Genomic DNA, 15,571 nt, shown 5'->3' with positions numbered 1-15,571 from the left:
TCATGACCGGCGTCCCCTCACCGGTGGAACCGCCCGCGAAGAACCTCGCGCGGTTCGACGGTTCCGGTTCGCCCGTCGCCGTCGCCGTCACCGACCATGCGGTCTCGACCTCGGGCATCCGGTGGGTCCGGCAGTATCGCGACCGTCTGCGCGTCACCGACGCGATGATCGTCGCCGTCGCCATGCTCATCGCCGTCGCGGTGAGATCGGCCATCATCGGGCCGGACATCCTCCATGAGGCGGCGACCGAGCGGATCGGAGCCCCCGTCGCCATCGCGGCGGCTTGGCTGCTCGCCCTCGTCGCGTTCCGTACCCGCGAACCGCACGTGCTCGGTGTCGGCGCGCTCGAGTACAAGCGGGTGCTCAACGCCAGCGCGACCACCTTCGGTGTCGTGGCGATCGTCTTCCTCGTCGCGCAGCCCCCGAACGCGCGGTGGTATCTCGTGGTCGGTGCCCCCATCGGCGTCGCCGGACTGCTGGCAGGCAGATGGCTCTGGCGCAGATGGCTCGTCGCCGAGCGCCGCCGCGGCCGCTTCCTCTCCCGCGCGATCGTGGTCGGCTCCCGAATCGACGCGGAGTACGTCGCGTGTCAGATCGCACACGACACCGGCGCCGGGTTCGTCGTCGTCGGCGCGGCGATCGACGGTGACGACCGTTCCGAGTTCATCGCCGACGGCACGTCGATTCCCGTGCTCGACGGCATCGGCGCGGCGGCGGCGGCGGCCGTGGCCCTTCATGCGGACGCGGTCATCGTCACCGGGCAGTACAACTCGGCGGGCGATGCCATCCGACAGCTCAGCTGGGCCCTCGAAGGCACGGCCACCGAGCTCGTGCTCTCGTCGCGGCTGACCGACGTCGCCGGACCCCGCATCCACTTCCGCCCGGTCGCCGGGCTCCCCCTCATCCAGGTGGAGATCCCCCAGTTCGACGGCGGCAAGCACGCCCTCAAGCGAGGGTTCGACGTGTTCGCGGCCTCGATGGGCCTCATCGCGATCGCGCCGATACTGATCACGATCGCGATCGCGATCAAGCTCGACGGTCCCGGCCCGATCCTCTACCGGCAGGAGCGCATCGGCCGCGACGGCAAGACGTTCAAGCTGCTGAAGTTCCGCTCGATGATCCCAGGGGCCGATCGAGTGCGCGCCGAGCTTCTCGAACGGAACGAGGCCGCCGGCCTGCTGTTCAAGCTGAAGAACGACCCACGGGTCACTCGCACCGGCCGATTCCTGCGGCAGCACTCGCTCGACGAGCTCCCGCAACTCTGGAACGTGCTCCGCGGTGAGATGAGCATGGTCGGCCCCCGGCCGCCGCTCGCGGAGGAGGTCGACGGGTACTCCGCGCAGGTGCACCGCAGGCTCCTCATCAAGCCCGGGCTCACCGGCCTCTGGCAGGTCAGCGGGCGATCCGACCTCAGCTGGGAGGAGAGCGTGCGCCTGGACCTCTACTACGTCGAGAACTGGTCCCTCACGGGCGACCTCATGCTCATCTGGCGCACGCTGCGTGTCGTGCTGCGACCCGTCGGCGCGTACTGATCGTCAGCGTGCTCCGACGGCGAACTGTCCGGCAATGAGCCGGCCGATCGGGATCGCGGACGTCGCCGCGGGCGAAGGCGCGTTGCAGACGTGCAGTTGCCGTGCCGTGCGCTCGAAGAGGAAGTCCTCGACGAGCGAGCCGTCGGGACGCACCGCCTGCGCCCGGACCCCCGCGAATCTCCTGCCGAGATCTTCGAGGCGCAGACCGGGCGCATACCGACGACACGCGGCGAGATAGCTGCGGCGGAACATCGAGTTCCGAGCCTCGATCGCGGCTGCTCGGCGGTGCCGGAACGCCATCCGCCAGAACCCGGGAAACCGGAGGTAGTCGAACATGTCGGCGGCGGAGATCGCCCCCCTCGGGTAGCGTTCGCGGGCGAAGCCGAGCACCGCGTTTGGCCCGACGGTGATGCGACCGTCGATCGTCGGGCTGAGATGCACGCCGAGGAACGGCATCGACGGATCCGGCACCGGATAGATGAGGTGTCGCACCAGGCTCGCCTGACCGACGAGCTCGAAGTACTCGCCGCGGAACGGGATGATCCGGAAGTCCACCGGCAGCCCACCGAGGCGGGCGATCCGGTCGGCCTGCAGCCCGGCGCACGCGACCAGTCTCCTCGCGCGGTACTCGGCACCGTCGGCCGTGCGCACGCGCACCTCTCCCGCGCCTGCCGAGCCGTGTTCGTCGATCGACCTCACGTCGGCGCCGAAGACCAGACGCACGCCTGCAGCCTCGAGTCGCGCCTGCATGGTGCGCGCCACGAGGCCGAAGTCGACGATGCTCGTCCCCGGCGAGAAGACGGCTTGGACGCCGCGGATGTTCGGCTCGCGCCTGCTGATCTCGGCCGCATCGATCCGTTCGATGTCGATTCCGTTCGCCACCGAGCGATCGGCGAGGGCATCGAGGCGCGCCCGCTCCCGCTCATCGGTCGCGACGACGAGCTTGCCGACCCGGCCGAGCGGCACGGCGTTCTCCTCGCAGAACTCGATGGTCGCGAGCCTGCCCGCCCGGCAGAGCTCGGACTTCAACGATCCGGGTTCGTAGTAGAGACCCGCGTGGACGACCCCCGAGTTGTGCCCGGTCTGCCCCGTGGCGACGGCGTCGGCCTTCTCGACGATCGTGATGCGGGTCCTCGGCTCGCGTTCGAGGACGGCGCGCGCCGTCGCCAGGCCCACGATGCCCGCCCCGATGATGATGAGGTCGTCCATGCGACGTCATCCCGACGGCGTCGCCGACGGCGACTGGCCCGTGCCACTGGCCGCCGCACGCCTCCGGCGGGTTCTGGAATGCAGGATCGCAAGGGCGATGAGGCAGCCGATGGCCGCGCCGAGGACGTTCGCGAGCACGTCCCGAAGGCTCGCCACACGCGAGGGGAGGATGAGCTGCACCAGCTCGACCGACGCCGACAGCACCAGGGCCGCCGTCAGGCCGATCCAGAATCGTCGCGTCGAGAGGCTCAGGAGCAGCCCGAACGGAACGAAGAATGCGATGTTCGCAGCGAACTCGACCATTCCGTCGCGGACTCCGGCGAGTCCGAGTTCCTCGTTCGCCCAGGTGGCGATCGCTTGGGTGATCGCACCGTACGACAGCGGCGACATCAGCACGACCGCCGCGAGCAGCAGGTAGACCGCCAACACCCAGAGAGCCCACTGGGAACGCATCCGCTCCACAACCCGCCTCGCTTCGAACCTGGTCGCGCGCAAGCCTCGGAACGCTGAGGATTCCGCAATCCGGCCCGGCCCCTCAGCGTAGCGCGACGGCTCTCGTCGGCGACTCCCCCTGACTGGGGGAGGCGGGCGCCGGTGCTGCACGAGTAGTTTCTGGAGTGGGCGAGTGGTTGCGATGCCGATCGGTCGACCGCATCCAAGGGGAACCGCGACTCGGTGAATCATCCGACGCTCCATGATCCCGAATCGGTCACGATCGTCGCCGTCGCCGGCGCCTCGCCGTCGCCGAAGGAGCGTGCTGAGATGGTTGTCGCCTCGTCGCCGTCTGATGCCGGATCCCTCGTCGCCGTCGCCGCGAGCGCTCAGATCGACCCATCGGCGACCATCGGCGACGGCACTCGGATCTGGCACCTGTCGCAGCTCCGGGAGCACGCCGTCGTCGGGTCGGACTGCACCATCGGGCGGGGCGTCTACATCGGTCCGGGGGTCGTCATCGGCGACCGGTGCAAGATCCAGAACTCCGCGCTCGTGTACGAGCCGGCCGTGCTCGAGGACGGCGTCTTCATCGGACCGGCCGTCGTGTTCACGAACGACGAGTACCCGCGTGCCGTGAATCCCGACGGCACGCCGAAGTCGGCAGACGACTGGCACGCGGTCGGCGTCACCGTTCGGGAGGGTGCATCGATCGGCGCTCGTGCCGTGTGCATCGCACCCGTGACGATCGGGGCCTGGTCACTCGTCGCGGCGGGGTCGGTCGTGACGAAGGACGTCCTGGCGCATGCGCTCGTGGTCGGCACTCCGGCCCGGCAGGTGGGTTGGGTCGGGAGGGCGGGCGTACCGCTCTTCGAGGAGCCCGAGGGGCGCTGGACCTGTCCCCGCACCGGAGAACGCTATACCGAGATCGATGGCGTGCTTTCGGAGCAGGGTCGCTGAACGGATCACGGTGCGACCATCGAGCTCGACACCCGACCCGAGTCGCCGACGTCTCCTCGTCGTGGCACTGGCCCTCATCGCGGCCGTCGCCGGAGTCGTGGGCCTCACTGTTCTGGCGACGACGAGGGCAGCGACCGCCCCGACCACGATCTGGGGTACCGAACGGCCGCCCGGTGTGGAGCTCCACCCCGATCCGCAATCGGCCGAGCTGGGCACCATGTTCATTCCGACCGTCGGCGGACTCGCCACCGGCATCCGCTTCTACAAGGCGGAGGGGGCCACTGGGAAGCACACGGGAACCCTGTGGACGGAGGACGGCGAGAAGCTCGCCGAGGCCGACTTCGTGTCCGAGACCTCGTCGGGCTGGCAGACCGCCGCGCTTGCGAAGCCCGTCGAGCTCGAGGCCGACCGGACGTACGTCGTCTCGTACCGAGTGCCGGAGGGCGGCGGCTACGGAGTGACGGTCGATCACTCGGGCGGCTCGCACAGCGATGCGCTCGACGTCGGCCTCACGGACTCCGGTGTCTTCGACTACGAGTCGCACAGCGCCGTTCCGCGCTCGACCTGGCGTTCCAGCCAGTACTGGGTGGACGTCACCTTCGTCGCCGACGCGACGCCGCCGCCGCAGGCCGCGCTGGGCGTCTTCCCGACGCGTGAGACCGTCGGCCTGCCCGATGGCTGGGCCCCGGAGCGCGAGATGACGGGGGAAGTCTGGATCCGCGAGGCGGGCGCTGTGATCGAAGACGTCCGGTACACCGACGCCACGATCTACGTCGAGGCACCGAACGTGACCCTGCGCCGCATCCAGGCCGTCGATGCCCGCATCGTCAACGATTACGACGACGTGTGCAAGAACGGCCTGCTCGTCGAGGACTCCGAGTTCACCTCGAGCGGCGCCAACGGCTTCGAGGTGATCGGCCCCGGCGGCTACACCGTTCGGAACACCGCCATCGACGGCGTTCCCGAAGGACTCCGCGCGGGTGGCAAGGGCGCCGGCTGCGAGACCGTGACCGTCGAGTTCACCTTCATCCGCATCACGCCGCCGAAGGTCTGCGGCGACTGGCACGGCGACGGCATCCAAGGCTATGACGGACCGCATCTCATCGTCCGACAGTCCACGATCCTGATGGAGGAGGAGGACGGATGCCACGGAACCGCGCCGTTCTTCTACCCCAGCGGCCAGGAGAACACCTCGGTCGACATCGACGGATTGATCGTCAGCGGTGGCGGGTACTCGTTCCGCAACGGCATGCCGGGCTCGATCCGGAACCTCAACGTCGTCGACGGAGGTTGGGGCTACGCTCCGGTCGACGTTCGGTGCTCGGTCGTGCAGACCTGGCAGGCCCGGGTGGTCACGCTCGACGCGGCCGGACAGCCGGTGCCGGTCAGTCGTCTGCGGTGCTCGGGCGACGGCGGGTGACCGCAGCGTAGAGCGCCGTCATCCGCTCGAGACGGTGCGTCCAGAGGTGCGTCGATGCCGCCCGTGCTCGAGCCGCCGCTCCCATGCGGCGGCGGAGTTCGGGATCCAGTGCAAGTGCTCGCAACGCGGACGCGCACTCCGTCGCCATCTGCGCGGGCGAGACCGCCGGGATCCGGAACGCGCACGACTCGTCGACGTTGGCGGCGGGGCCGCCGCGGTCGCAGACCACCAGCGGCAGACCGAACGACATGGCCTCCAGCACGACGCTCCCCCCGGGCTCGCGGTAGCTCGGGAAGACGAACACGTCGGCCCGCTCGTAGAATCCGTCGACGACCGCGCGAGGCACCTGTCCATGGAACGCGACGCGGTCGTCGAGTCCCAGGTCGTGCACGAGCTCCTCGCACGCCTCGCGGTCGTTGCCCTCGCCGAGGACGTCGAGCGCGAGGTCGAGATCGCGCAGGAGGTGAAGGGCTCGGATGACGTCGCGCAGGCCCTTCGTCCTGACGATGCGTCCGACGTGGAGCAACCGCACGGGTCCGCTGCGTCCCGCACGATCCACCGGTGGATGCACGTCGTGCATCGCAACGTCGCTCATCGTCTCGAAGCGCCGGATCGACAGGCCGGCGAGCAGGTCGCGCACGTAGGGCGCGATCCCGACGACGCAGTCGGCCGATTCGAACGACCGTCGAAGCAGCGGGTCGTGTCGCAGGCGGAACCCGTCGATGCTCCTCAGCCGCTGGTACCACGGAATCGCGCCCTCCTCGGATGCGAACGCGGGCGGCGACTCGAGACTGCCGCCGAGCGGTCCGAGCACGAGCGGGATCCCGAGGCCCGCCGCAGGCGACGGGTACCGCATCGACGCCGGGATGACCTGGTGCGCGATGTCGAACTGTTCGCCTTCGGCGAGCCGGGCGCGGATCCACCGCCGCGCCTTCACGTAGAACGGCAGGTAGCCCGGCTCCATCAGGCTGTTGAGGCGCTCGAACCGACCGACACCCGGGGGCTCGGCCCACTCGATCACCCGGATTCCGGGAAGCTGCAGTGATGCCGGCACATGGCCGCGCTTGAACGTCGTCAGGAGCGTCAGTTCGAAGCGCTCCGACAGGAGGCTCGCCCATTGGTGTGCGAGCCACGCCTCGCCCACGTCCGATCCATCACAGGTCGGCGCGATCATCAGGACCCTCGTCATGGCAGCCGCCGCTCGCGCCCCGACGCGCCTTCGCCGTTCATCCCGGCAGCAGCGTGTCGTTCGCGCCGAGTGCGACCGGACGCTCCGCCGGGTGCAGCAGTGCGCGCACGGTCGGCCAGGAAGCGCCGTGCCAGCGGATCGCGCGACGCATCTCGATGAGCACGGTCATCGAGAAGTACAGCCATGCCCGCAGCGGCCCGGCGTGCCGATGGTAGACGCGCACCCTGTTGACGGCCTTCATCGTGTGGGTCGTGACACTCTCGCCGGACCCGCCGCCGATGTGCATGGCGCCGGCGACGGGTGTGTAGACCGTCGCCCCACCGGCATCGCGCGCCCGCAGGCAGAAATCCGTCTCCTCCGAGTAGAGGAAGTACGACTCGTCGAGCCCGCCGAGGGCCTCGTAGCAGGGCCGGCCGACGAGCAGGATGGCGCCGACCGCCCAATCGACCTCATGCTCGCGCTCGTACTCTCGCGCATCCTCGACGCGCTCGGCGAACGACGCGAGGCCGGTGAAGCTCAATCCGCCGACGCGACCGAGGGTCGGCGCCCTCCGGAGGGTGCGGGAGAGGCTGCCGTCCTGCTCCCGGATGCGCGGCGCGACGATGCCCACCCCCGGCTTGTGCAGCACCGCGAGCATGCGGGGCACGGCATCGGGGTCGAGCTTCGCGTCGGGGTTCAGGATGAGGATCGCCGCGGCGGCGGGAGACGAGCGGACGGCGAGGTTGATTCCCGCCGCGTAGCCGACGTTCGTCGAGCGCACGACCGTGCAGTCCGTGCGGCGGTCGAGCAGGTCGATCGTGCCGTCGGTCGAGCCGTTGTCGACGACCACGACGGAGTACGAGGTCGTCGCGAAAGCGGCAGGGAGAGTGTCGAGCAGGTCCGAGATGTGCTGCTCGCTGTTGTACGTTACGACGACCGCGGCGACATCGACTGTCACGCCGTTCATCCTAGGCCGCGGGCCCTCGGCGCTCTCGCCCCAGAACGTGGGGCGAGAGGGGTGCGACCGGCACCGTTGTGCCCTACTTTGAGGTTGTGGACCGGTCCCGTGCTCCAGCGACGTCGTCGTCGAGGAGCTCCACGCGGCCGCTGGTGGTCGTGCTGTACGACGATCGGCCCGAGGCGTTGACCGGCCTCAAACTCGCCGCCCTCAGCCTCAGGGCCACGAGTCCGGGCCTCGACATCCGCGCGATGGTGCCCGGCGCCTCCGACCGTTTCCGGACGTGGGCGACGGCTCACGGCATCACCGTGATGGACGCGCCGGACTCACTTCGTGCGACCGGGTGGGACGTCAAGCCGACCGTGCTGATGCACCTGCTCGACGAGGGAGCCGATCCCGTGCTGTGGTTCGACACCGACATCATCGCCACTCGCGACATCCGCCCCCTGCTCGACCCGCACCCGGGAGAGGTGCTCATCGCCGCAGAGGAGTACTACTGGGGCTACCACCAGTGCTCCCCGGTGCGAACGACGACGCTCGGTCTCGAGGTCGGCCGCGTGCTGCCAAGGTCGATCAACTCCGGTGTGCTCCGCGTCTCGGCGGTGCATCGGCCCCTGCTCGAAGCCTGGGCTGCGGTGCTCGCGACCCCGGAGTATGCGGCGGCGCAGGATGCCCCGATCCCCCGTCGCCCGATCGCCTACCTCGGCGACCAGGAGGTGCTCGGCGGGCTGCTCGGCTCGAGCGGATACTCGGGCGTGCCGCTCGTACAGCTCCGCCGCGGGGTCGACATCGCACAGTGCTTCGGGCCGTCCGGGTTCACCGTGAAGGAACGCTGGGCCGCCCGGCGCAGGCTGCCGGCGCTCGTGCATGCCATGGGCCGCAAGCCCTGGTCGCGCCCTGAGCGGGGCACGGGGGGTCTCCGCCGACGCCTCGGGTCCGAGTGGGAACAGCTGCACCTCGACCTCACCCCGTTCGTCTCGGCCGCGCGACCGCATGTCGCCGATCTGGATGAACCCGCCGACTGGGTGGAACCTGCCACCGGGGTCGGGCGACTGTTCGCCCATGTCGGGTCACCGGCGCTGCGGGAGGTGCCGCTCGCCCTCCTCGACACGGCGCAGCGCGGGGTGCGCCGAGCGCTCCGCATCCGCCAGGTGCCTGCCTGAGATCCTCGATGGCGTGCCGCGAGGCTCATCGGGCCGATGCGAGGCTCATCCGAGGTAGCGGAACCTGCGCCACCGGTGCCAGCGCGTCCACGCGGCGAGCTCGCGGCCGGCGGAGCGCACGGCCGGTGAGATGCCGCGCGGCCGACCGCCTGCGCGCCGCACCTGCGCGTCGGCCCATGGCCCGCGACCGACGACGTCGGGGTCGATGCGATGCGCGAGCTCCAGTATCCAGTCCACTCGCTCGGCGGGCAGCTCGACGCGGTCGAGATCTCGGAGCAGGTCGAACAGCACCTCGTCCGAGAGGCGCCGACGCATCACTGCGCCCAGACGGACAGCGTCGTCCGTCCGCGACCAGTCCGAGAGGAACCCCTCGTAGGCCCGCCAGCGTTCCTCGATGTCCCGATAGCCGCTGTAGCCCGTCGAGAGGTTCGATGCGTGGCGACGGTAGTACGCCTGGTCGACGCCGTTGACATGGCCGACGTCGGCGACGGCCGCGATGCGCAGCCACATCTCGACGTCACCCGAGTGCGGGAGATCGGGGTTGTAGTACCCCACCGCATGCTGCACCGTCGTGCGGACGACCACCTCGGGCGAGGAGATGTTGTTCCACCCTCGTCGCATCTGCAGCTCGATCCACTCCTCGCCGAGCCAGGTCGCCCAGGTCACGGCGGGCATCGGCGCGCGAGGCGACGGCTCGGTGGCGAACTTCTGGGCATGGCCGAACGTGAAGCCGACCGTCGGGTGCGCCTCCATGAGCGCTGCGGCCCGCCAGAGCGCCCCGGGAGCGAGCATGTCGTCGGCCGAGAGCAGCACGACGTAGTCGGAGTCCGCCTCCCGCAGGCCGACGTTGTAGGTACGGATGTGGCCGAGGTTCGTCTCGTTCCGGATGAGTCGGACCCCCGGGTGCGCACCGGCGAGCCGTTCCGCCACGAGGACCGAGTCGTCGGTCGACGCGTCATCCACGATCGTCACCGTCGTGCGCACGCCCGCCTGACGCAGGATGCTCTCGACGCACTGGGGCAGGTAGTGGCCGTAGTTGTAGCACGGCACGACCACCTCGACGTGCGGTGTCGCACCGGCGGGGAGCTGAACGAACCGGCTCAACTTCATCGTGACCCCCGAACCGCGTGGATCCGACCGAATCTCAGCGATGCTCGGTCGAGGCTAACCGAGCCGGCAACGCCCTCGCGACGCCCAGTCCGGGGGACGCTCCCACGTTCAACCGATCCCAAGGGTGCCGCCATCGCGTTCGAGGCGGTGCAGCGCCCCGCACACGCCGAGCAGCAGGAACAGCGCGCCCATCGTCATCGGGAACGCGAAAGCGTCGAAGAAGGAGAGGCTGACGAACCCGACGGAGACCGAAGCGACGAGGGTCAGCGCCAGATCCCGTGTCCGATCATCCGAACTGGCGCGTCGGAGGCGCAACATCGTGATCGCCGCCACGACGCCGAGCGCGACGAACACCACGGTGCCGATGATGCCGATCGTGACGAGGAGGACCAAGTACTGGTTGTCGAAGATCCGGTACTTGGGCAGGAACGTACCCAACCCGCGGCCGAACAGCGGGAGTTCGGCGATGAACTGGAACGCCACGTCGAAGCTCCCGGTGCGCGATCCCACGCTCGGATCCTCGGGAGCCCCCACGAACAGGTTGACGATGGAGTTGAGCAGGTTGGGTGTCACGACCGACATCGCCGCGACACCTGCCACGGCGAGCAGGGCGATCACCCGTCGGCGCATCTTGGGCCACCCGAGCATGACGATCGCCAAGCCGATGACGGCCCCGATGTAGGCCGACCGCGACGACGTCAGCGGGATGACGGCCGCGAGCGCCAGGGCGGGAAACCAGCGGATGCGGCCGCGCTCGACCTGGTTGAACGCCACGTACAGCGCGAGCGGGAGGAGCATCGACACGAGCACCCCGTATTCGATCGGATGCACCGCCGTGCCCGACGGGCGGGGGAAGGAGCCGCGGGTGAACAGCGTGGGCACCTCCGTCACGGTCAGGCCGGGGATGGAGATCCGGTCGACCCATGCCTGCCCGGTGAGCACCTGGACGATGCCGAGACCTGCGAGGAGCGCACCGCAGACGGCCAGGCGCCAGAGGAACGTCTCGAGTCGATCACGGCTGGGAATTCCGTCATGGGCGAACAGCAGGGTTCCGGTCCATGACGCGGCGGCGAGCAGCGCGACGTCGGCGGGACTGATCTCATCGGGACTGATCGGGCGCGACATGGCCAGCGCGTACGTGACCCCGATGCAGAAGAGGAAGACCCAGAGGGCGGTGCGGATCGGCTCGCGGTGCGCTGGAGCGCGTCGTCGGGGGTGGTCGAAGCGGAGGAGGGACCAGAGCCGGAACAGGAACCACAGCACGAGGCTCACGAGGCCGAAGATCATCGAAGGGGCGCCGGCGCTGCCGAGGGCTCCGATGACGAGCTTCGACGGGATGAAGAAGAGCAGCAGCACGTAGACGCTGAGCCACGTGACGGCATCTCCGCTCGTACGCGTCGTGCGCTCGATGCCGACTCGGGATGTCACCGAGACTGCTCGAGATTCTCCGGGACTTGCAGCACGAGATCGGCATCGGGCTCCCGCACCACGACGGACGGCTGATCTTCGACGACGTCGTCACCGTCGACGACCTCGGTGCCGTCGGCGGGCTCCGCGCCCTCAGCCCCCGCAGCGGCATCCGCGCCCTCATCGCCCTCGGTGACGTCGGCCGCGTCGGCGGACTGCAGCGCGTCGTCCCTTCGCCGTTGCGCCCGCCTGAGGATCAGGCGATCGATCGTGAAGGTCAGGGTCACCGTGCCGAGGAGTCCGACGGCGACCGCGACGATCATCATGCGGATCGTGCCGTCGGTGTGCTCCGTCGCCTCCGAGTCCATGGTCAACGGCATCGAGGTCACCGTCGACGCCGACGGCGCTCCGACCTCCTGCTGCAGTCGTTCCAGATTCGACGGGATCGCGCCGGCCAGGTAGTCGAGCGTGGTGAGCGCACCGTCAGCCGTCACGTCCGTGACGTCGATCGACATCAGAGGACCTCGCGTGGAGGCTTCGATGGCGACCGAGTACTTCGCCTCGGGAGACAGTTCGGCGACCTGCGCCTGGACCGAGGAACTCTGGAAGTACGCTGCCAGGATCGAGGCCGGCAGCCCCAGGTCGCCCATCGCGAGGAACGGGTTGCCGCCCTTGCCCACGACGTCTTGAGAGGGCAGCAGCAGCACCAGCCCTCGCGCCGTGTACTCGGGCGGAGTCATGGCGACCGCGGCATATCCCAGCCCTGCCGTGGCGATGAGACCGACGATCAGCACGTACCATCGTCGCCCCATTGCGCGAAGGAAGTCGGTCATCACCATACGGACAGAGTGTACCCGCCCAAGGCCGGCGCGACCCCTCCCCCCTATATCATGTTTCTGCAACCTTCCAAAACCCACCCACCGAAGAGATCCCGCGGGAAGCATTCGTGACACTGCCAGAACTCATCCGCTCGATGATCCGCCGCTGGCCGATCGTCGTGGCGGGAGCCATCTGCACCGTCGCGCTCGGCTATCTCGCGGTGAGCGACGACGGCGTCTCCTACGCCCGCACCGAGGTGGTGTTCCTCGCCCCGACGAGCGAGCTCAATCCGAACTCACTGAAGACGACCTCGGAAGACCTCATCATCACCGCGGGCGTCGTCTCGAAGGCGATCTCCGGGCCGGGCAAGGTCACGAAGTTCGCCGACCCGAGCGTCACCCTCGTCGGGCTGGGCGTTCGCGACGGCTGGGCGGTGCGCCTCCCCGACACGGGGGGACAGTGGGCGTCGAACTTCTCGAGCCAGTCGCTGATCGTGGAGGTCGTTGCGCGTGACCGCGAGGCGGCGCTCGCGAAGCAGCACGAACTGGTCGACCGCATCGAGCTCGAACTGGCCTCGCTGCAGCGCGATGCGGGCGTCGATCCGGTGAACGACATCACCGTGTCCGTGGTTCCGGAGTCGGGCGTGGTCCGCGACCTCAACGGCAGCTCGATCAGGGCGCTGGCCGTCATCGGCGTGCTCGGCGTCAGCGCGACCACCGCCTGCGTCCTCCTGGTCGAGCACCGCGCGCGTCGACGCGTCGGGCCTGCGGGCGCGAACGGCCCCGAACCAGCCACCACGGGCGTCGCCGGCGTCGGTGCGGTGCAGTGACGCCGTCCCGACCGCTCATCGGATGCGCTTCGCGAGGCACGCGGCGCGGTTGCGGGTCTCAGCGAACCGGTGCGGACGGGTGACCATGGAGCGCACCGTCTCGACGGTGTCGCCCGCGGTCACGCTGTAGCGGGCCTGGAGCCAGGCCGTGGGGCGCGCCGGGAAGCGATCGCTCGTGTACACGGCGCGGTAGCCGTACCGACGAAGCCGCGCCAGCAGCTGACGATCGTAGCGGCCGAGCGGGAGTGCGGCCTCGTCGATCGGGCCGCGGCTGGCCTCCGCGAGGGCGGTGCGGGCCTCCACGAGTTCTCGCCGTTCGTCGTCGGGACCCATCCCGCGCCACTGGACATGAGACCAGCCGTGGCTGCCGACCCCCATTCCCGCGTCTCTCAACAGCCGCAGCTCCGAGTCGCTCAGACTCACCGGATCGCCCAGGCGACCGGCGAGGACGAAGAAGGTGGCGCGCAGCCCGCGCTCCTGGAGCGCGGGAAGCGCCACCGCGACATCGGATCGGTTGCCGTCATCGAAGCTCAACCGGACCTGGGGATGAGAGCCGACCTCGTCGAGGATGCGGAGGAAGAGCTCGTCGGTCACCCAGTACCCGGCCTCACCCGGTTCACGCTCTCGAACGCAGGTTCCGACCCCGTGGAAGCAGAGATTGACGGTCATGTGCTGCCGACCTCCTCTCCCGGCCGACGAGGTCCGCGGGTGCTCTCATCCCGGCCCCACTCGCGGCCGGCCTTCACCGGGCGGCGGGCGAGCAGGGCCGCCATCACGGTGATGATCAGGTACGGGATGGCGGCCGATGCCAGACGGGGTTCGGGCACCACTGCATCGCGGAGCCACCCCCAGTGGTCGACCGGTCGCACCTGCGCGGCGATCCGCCCCGCCTCGGCCGAAGCGCGCAACTGCCGGTTGCCGCGGCGCACGCGAACCAGGCGACGCAGGAGGTCCGAGGTCGTGAACGGAGCCTCGACGACGACCTCGATCTCGCTCGCCTCCGCCTTCTCGGCGTCCGAGAACTGCGAATCGACGAACAGGTCGTCGGCGATCACCGCCGGGAAGACGTCGAACCGTGCACGACCCTGTTCGGACAGGGCGATCATGCCGCGACCGAACAGCCCGTTCCGGAAGGGCGACATCCGCTCGTTGATCGAGAAGTACGCTCGGACCGGCCACGGTCTGCCCGCGGTGTTCAGGCGCCGCCGGGGCACGACCGCCAGCGACCGGGGTGACGCGTCGAAGCACGCCAGGATCGCGGCGATGCCGCCCGGCGGCACGACGATGTCGGCATCCAGGTAGATCCTCGGGAATCCGGTCGCCACCTCGTCGGCGGCATTGAGTGCGGCGGTCTTGCCCGCCTCGGCTCGATCGATGACCGTCACACCGGGCCGGGTGGCCGCCGCCGCGGTGCGGTCGGTGCAGCCGTTGGCGCTCACCACGATGCCGATCGGCTCCGGTCCCTGCCGGCCGAGCAGTGCGTCGAGGCACGCACCGATCACGTGCTCCTCGTTGTGCGCCGCGATCACCACGCTGGTCATCGTGCGCCCCGATCGCCGTTGCCGCCCTCGACCCGAGGTGACATCGCGACACCTCCCCTGCCGAGCAGGATAGTCCGCTTCATCGCGGACGGGGAGCGGTCGCCGACCCCCCGATATGGGCTGCCCACGCGGGGAATCCGCCGCGTAGGCTGAGCGGCATGGCAGGATCGGCCGTCGAAGTTCGTCCCATCCTGGCCGCCGATCTCGAGCCGGTCGGCAGGTTCCTCCATCAGCACCTCAACCGGAACGTCTCGGCCGAGGCCTGGGCGAGCGTCGTCGCGCCTCCGTGGGAGGACTCGGCCCCCAATCACGGGTTCCAACTCGTGGGCGACGAGGGCGTCGTCGGCGTCTACGCCGCCGTGTACTCGCTGCGAGACGTCGGTGACGAGCAGGTGCGGGTCTGCAATCTGGCGGCGTTCTGCGTGCTGGAGGATCACCGCGTGCACGGTCTCCGGCTCGTGCGAGCGCTCCTCTCGCAGCAGGGCTACGAGTTCACCGACCTCTCCCCCAGCGGGAACGTGGTCGCGCTGAACGAACGCCTCGGATTCCGGCGACTGGACACCAGCACGAAGCTCGTACCGAACCTGCCGTGGGTCCCGCGGCGCGGAACCCGCGTCACGAGCGATCCGGAGGCGATCCACCGGGTGCTCCGCGGGCGGGACGCCGAGATCTACCGGGACCATCGGCGCGCGCCCGCGGCCCAGCACCTGCTCGTGACGCACGCCGATGAGCACGGGTACCTCATGTACCGGCGGGACGCCAGGAAGGGGGTCCGCACGTTCGCCTCGCCGCTGTACGCGGGCGGAGATCCCGGATGTCTCGAAGCCGCCTGGCCGAGCGTCGGCGCCCACCTGCTGCGGCGCGGGCTCGTCGCCACCCTTGCCGAACGGCGGGTTCTCGGGTTCGCACCGCGACCCGGAATCGAACTCCCGCGGCCTCGACCGAAGATGTTCCGCGGGAGCCGGCTCGAAGCCGACACCGTCGACTACCTGTACAGCGAACTGACCCTGGTCCCCTGGTAGC

15 protein-coding genes are annotated in these 15,571 nt (G+C 69.6%); 6 read left to right on the top strand and 9 right to left on the bottom strand.

Annotated elements, in window-relative coordinates:
• The first annotated feature begins 2 nt into the window (after window positions 1–2).
• Complete coding sequence (locus BUR99_RS08830) at window positions 3–1,532, top strand: sugar transferase (RefSeq protein ID WP_084183846.1); 1,530 nt, start codon at window positions 3–5, stop codon at window positions 1,530–1,532.
• A gap of 3 nt (window positions 1,533–1,535) precedes the next feature.
• On the opposite strand, the gene lhgO is transcribed toward BUR99_RS08830, so the two are convergent.
• A complete protein-coding gene (lhgO, locus tag BUR99_RS08825) occupies window positions 1,536–2,741 on the bottom strand; it encodes an L-2-hydroxyglutarate oxidase (protein WP_074259970.1) in 1,206 nt (401 codons plus the stop codon).
• Window positions 2,742–2,747: 6 nt separating this feature from the next.
• Window positions 2,748–3,194, bottom strand: a complete 447-nt coding sequence (locus BUR99_RS20240; RefSeq protein WP_074259969.1) for a VanZ family protein — start codon at window positions 3,192–3,194, stop codon at window positions 2,748–2,750.
• A 309-nt stretch (window positions 3,195–3,503) separates the two neighbouring features.
• Here BUR99_RS20240 and BUR99_RS08815 point away from each other — a divergent pair, with 309 nt between their 5' ends.
• Window positions 3,504–4,133, top strand: coding sequence for an acyltransferase (locus tag BUR99_RS08815; RefSeq protein WP_074260319.1), 630 nt, complete (start codon window positions 3,504–3,506; stop codon window positions 4,131–4,133).
• A gap of 10 nt (window positions 4,134–4,143) precedes the next feature.
• On the top strand, window positions 4,144–5,553 hold the full coding sequence (locus tag BUR99_RS08810; RefSeq protein ID WP_159440973.1) for a DUF4082 domain-containing protein: 1,410 nt from the start codon (window positions 4,144–4,146) through the stop codon (window positions 5,551–5,553).
• Here BUR99_RS08810 and BUR99_RS08805 read toward each other — a convergent pair.
• Window positions 5,519–6,742, bottom strand: a complete 1,224-nt coding sequence (locus BUR99_RS08805) for a glycosyltransferase family 4 protein (RefSeq protein WP_074259967.1) — start codon at window positions 6,740–6,742, stop codon at window positions 5,519–5,521. The two genes, BUR99_RS08810 and BUR99_RS08805, sit on opposite strands and share 35 nt — an antisense overlap.
• Before the next feature lie 37 nt (window positions 6,743–6,779).
• Window positions 6,780–7,679, bottom strand: coding sequence for a glycosyltransferase family 2 protein (locus tag BUR99_RS08800; RefSeq protein WP_159440972.1), 900 nt, complete (start codon window positions 7,677–7,679; stop codon window positions 6,780–6,782).
• Between the two features lie 158 nt (window positions 7,680–7,837).
• Here BUR99_RS08800 and BUR99_RS08795 point away from each other — a divergent pair, with 158 nt between their 5' ends.
• Window positions 7,838–8,842 (top strand): nucleotide-diphospho-sugar transferase, encoded by a 1,005-nt coding sequence (locus BUR99_RS08795; RefSeq protein WP_143231551.1) that lies wholly within the window; start codon window positions 7,838–7,840, stop codon window positions 8,840–8,842.
• A gap of 45 nt (window positions 8,843–8,887) precedes the next feature.
• Here BUR99_RS08795 and BUR99_RS08790 read toward each other — a convergent pair whose 3' ends face one another.
• The 3 genes from BUR99_RS08790 to BUR99_RS08780 all read right to left on the bottom strand — a co-directional run bounded on the left by BUR99_RS08790 (window position 8,888) and on the right by BUR99_RS08780 (window position 12,153).
• Window positions 8,888–9,952, bottom strand: coding sequence for a glycosyltransferase family 2 protein (locus BUR99_RS08790; RefSeq protein ID WP_074259965.1), 1,065 nt, complete (start codon window positions 9,950–9,952; stop codon window positions 8,888–8,890).
• 108 nt (window positions 9,953–10,060) lie between these two features.
• Window positions 10,061–11,380, bottom strand: a complete 1,320-nt coding sequence (locus BUR99_RS08785) for an O-antigen ligase family protein (protein WP_084183842.1) — start codon at window positions 11,378–11,380, stop codon at window positions 10,061–10,063.
• Window positions 11,377–12,153, bottom strand: a complete 777-nt coding sequence (locus BUR99_RS08780) for a hypothetical protein (RefSeq protein ID WP_159440971.1) — start codon at window positions 12,151–12,153, stop codon at window positions 11,377–11,379. Before BUR99_RS08780 ends, BUR99_RS08785 begins: the two co-directional genes overlap by 4 nt.
• Window positions 12,154–12,305: 152 nt before the next feature.
• Here BUR99_RS08780 and BUR99_RS08775 point away from each other — a divergent pair, with 152 nt between their 5' ends.
• Window positions 12,306–13,007: a hypothetical protein gene (locus tag BUR99_RS08775; RefSeq protein WP_074259963.1), complete on the top strand. Its 702-nt coding sequence runs from the start codon at window positions 12,306–12,308 to the stop codon at window positions 13,005–13,007.
• Between the two features lie 15 nt (window positions 13,008–13,022).
• On the opposite strand, the gene BUR99_RS08770 is transcribed toward BUR99_RS08775, so the two are convergent.
• Together BUR99_RS08770 and BUR99_RS08765 are read right to left on the bottom strand one after the other, a co-directional pair.
• Window positions 13,023–13,676 (bottom strand): polysaccharide deacetylase family protein, encoded by a 654-nt coding sequence (locus BUR99_RS08770; RefSeq protein ID WP_074259962.1) that lies wholly within the window; start codon window positions 13,674–13,676, stop codon window positions 13,023–13,025.
• Window positions 13,673–14,548, bottom strand: coding sequence for a glycosyltransferase family 2 protein (locus tag BUR99_RS08765; protein ID WP_074259961.1), 876 nt, complete (start codon window positions 14,546–14,548; stop codon window positions 13,673–13,675). The genes BUR99_RS08770 and BUR99_RS08765 overlap by 4 nt, the downstream gene beginning before the upstream one ends.
• 158 nt (window positions 14,549–14,706) lie before the next feature.
• Between BUR99_RS08765 and BUR99_RS08760 the strand changes: the two genes are divergently transcribed.
• The gene (locus tag BUR99_RS08760) at window positions 14,707–15,570 is read left to right on the top strand and encodes a hypothetical protein (protein WP_074259960.1); all 864 of its coding nucleotides are present in this window, start codon (window positions 14,707–14,709) and stop codon (window positions 15,568–15,570) included.
• Window position 15,571: the final 1 nt, after the last annotated feature.

This window comes from Agromyces cerinus subsp. cerinus (genome assembly GCF_900142065.1).
GTDB classification, from domain to species: Bacteria; Actinomycetota; Actinomycetes; order Actinomycetales; family Microbacteriaceae; genus Agromyces; species Agromyces cerinus.
Note: the sequence above shows the minus strand (reverse complement) of the source record. Positions and strands in the feature narration are given on the sequence as shown.